Genomic DNA, 2,415 nt, shown 5'->3' on the forward strand with positions numbered 1-2,415 from the left:
ACCCTCGCGCCACGACGGCGGCGCGTTCACCAGCGCGGTGTGAACGATGGGCGCTGCGCAGTAGTGCGTCACGCCTTCGTCGCGCATGAGGTCGAACACCAGCTTCGGCTCGAATTTGCGCAGGCAGACATTCACGCCTGCGCGCGCCGCGATCGTCCACGGGAAGCACCAGCCGTTGCAGTGGAACATCGGCAGCGTCCAGAGGTAGACCGGATGCTTGGGCAGATCCCACTCCAGGATGTTCGACACCGCGTTGATGGCCGCGCCGCGATGGTGATAGACCACGCCCTTCGGGTCGCCCGTGGTGCCCGAGGTGTAGTTGAGCGCAATCGCATCCCACTCGTCGGCGGGCAGCTGCCAGGTGTAGTGCGGGTCGCCGGAGGCGAGGAACGTTTCGTAATCGGTGTCGCCAAACGGCTCGGCCTGCGGGCCCAGGGCATCGTTCACGGCAATCACCTTCAGGCCGGGAATCTCCAGCGCCATCTGGCGGGCCACGTCGGCAAACTCGGTGTCGGCCAGCAGCACGCGCGCCTCGCCATGGCGCAGCATGAAGACCAGGTTGGCGGCATCCAGGCGGATGTTCAGGGCGTTGAGCACGCCGCCCGCCATCGGCACCCCGAAATGCGCCTCCACCATGGCAGGCGTGTTGGGCAGGAGCGCCGCCACCGTGTCGCCCCGGCCGACGCCCGCCAGCGACAGCGCGCTGGCCAGGCGCCGCGCGCGCAGGTAGGTGTCGCGCCAGTTCTGGCGCACCGGCCCGTGCACGATGGCCAGGCGATCGCCATACACATCGGCCGCGCGGGCAAGAAACTCGATGGGTGTGAGCGGGACGAAGTTGGCCGCGTTGCGGGCCAGACCGCTATCAAAATCCGTGGGCATTGCTCTGTCTCCGTGCGCCGGGCGCTGTTGCTTTTTGTTGGGCAACGCTATCATCGGCCGGCTCCCGCACTCTGTCACCCGGATGACAAACCGCCCGGAAACCCGCGCCAACCCAAGGCTGACGGGTTTCTTACAAAGCGAAGGCAGAGCCCCACGCGCCCCCGCTACCCTTGACCGTGTGCCCACGCCTGCCATGACCACACCCCGTGCTCCGACGCCCGCCACGCAACTGGAAGGCCATGCGTGGTACACCGCGCTTGCGCCTGAACACCAGGCCCTGGCCGCGCGAGAAACCCTGCTGCAGGCCTTCGAGCCCGGCGCCTTCATTGCCCGCCGCGGCGAGCCGTCCCGCTACTGGATCGGCGTCGATACGGGCCTCATCAAGCTGGCCGTGTACACCTCCGACGGGCGCGGCTGCACGTTCTCCGGCGTGCCCGCGGGCGGCTGGTGCGGCGAGGGCAGCGTCATCAAGCGCGAAGACCGCCGCTACGACGTGATCGCCATTCGCGCCTCGCACGTGCTGCTGGTGCCCGAACCTGTGTTCAATACGCTGCTCGCGCAGAGCCTGCCGTTTGCCAGCTTTGTGGTGCGCCAGCTGAACGAACGCATGGGGCAGTTCATCGCCACCGTGCAGAACGATCGCCTGCTGAGCGCCGATGCGCGCGTGGCGCAAGCGATTGCGCAGTTGTTCCACCCCGCCCTGTACCCGCGCACGAGCACCGTGCTGGAACTTTCGCAGGAAGAGATCGGGCTGCTGACGGGGTTGTCGCGCCAGCGCGTGAACCGCGCACTGCAACGGCTGGCCGAGGGCGGCATGATCACGCTGTCGTACCAGACCATCCGCGTGACCGATCTTGAGCGGCTGCGGCTTTTCGGTCTGTCGGAGCTGTAAGCGCCGCTCGCGACTCTGTCACCCGGGCGACATTGCCCCTGTTGCGCGCAGACATAGAATCCTGCGACAGTCGCGCTTCTTCCGCCGCCTTATCGGTCAGCCATGCCACTCATCAGCCGCGCCCACGTCCGACTCTCGCGCCTGCGCTTTCCGTTTGCGGTGCGCGTGCAGGCCGAGCTGGGCAGCGCGTGCCTGCGCGATGCCAACGGCCGACGCGAAGTGCGCCCGGGCGACCCGTTCGTGGTGCCCGCTTTCGCGCACTTCGGTTGCGAGATTCCGGGCACCCCCTGGCAGCCGTGCGCCATCACGTTCAAGGCCGTGCCCGACGCCGGCTGCCCGCGCATGGCCGCCATCCAGCATGACAAGCCGTGGGCCCGTGCGCTGGCCACGCTGGTGTTCGAACACCCGGCGCAGGCGTGGAATGCCGCCCTGCTAAGCCATTGCTGGCAGGCTTGCCCGCGCCAGGTGCGTGCGCGGCTGTTTGCGGAAGGGGAAGCCCTGCATGCGCTGGTGCGCGAGCAACGCGCCGCCTGGGCGCTGTACCGGCTGGCGCACGCGCGCGGCAATGACGCGCCCGAAGCCGAAGCGCTGCACGCGCTGGCCCGGCGCGCCGGTCTGCGCAACGTGCGCACGCTCAACGAAAC

The 2,415-nt window shown here is 68.4% G+C and carries 3 protein-coding genes; 2 read left to right on the forward strand and 1 reads right to left on the reverse strand.

The annotated features are described in order from the left end of the window. A partial coding sequence (locus FUT88_RS21585; protein ID WP_147218246.1) for an AMP-binding protein occupies positions 1 to 879 on the reverse strand: 879 nt, incomplete at its 3' end. Between the two features lie 193 nt (positions 880 to 1,072). Here FUT88_RS21585 and FUT88_RS21590 point away from each other — a divergent pair. Both FUT88_RS21590 and FUT88_RS21595 read left to right on the forward strand, forming a co-directional pair. Then, the gene (locus tag FUT88_RS21590) at positions 1,073 to 1,771 is read left to right on the forward strand and encodes a Crp/Fnr family transcriptional regulator (protein WP_147218248.1); all 699 of its coding nucleotides are present in this window, start codon (positions 1,073 to 1,075) and stop codon (positions 1,769 to 1,771) included. A gap of 102 nt (positions 1,772 to 1,873) precedes the next feature. After that, on the forward strand, positions 1,874 to 2,415 hold a 542-nt coding region (locus FUT88_RS21595), incomplete at its 3' end, for an AraC family transcriptional regulator (RefSeq protein ID WP_147218250.1).

This window comes from Ralstonia sp. TCR112 (genome assembly GCF_007997035.1).
In the GTDB taxonomy this organism is placed as follows: domain Bacteria; phylum Pseudomonadota; class Gammaproteobacteria; order Burkholderiales; family Burkholderiaceae; genus Ralstonia; species Ralstonia edaphi.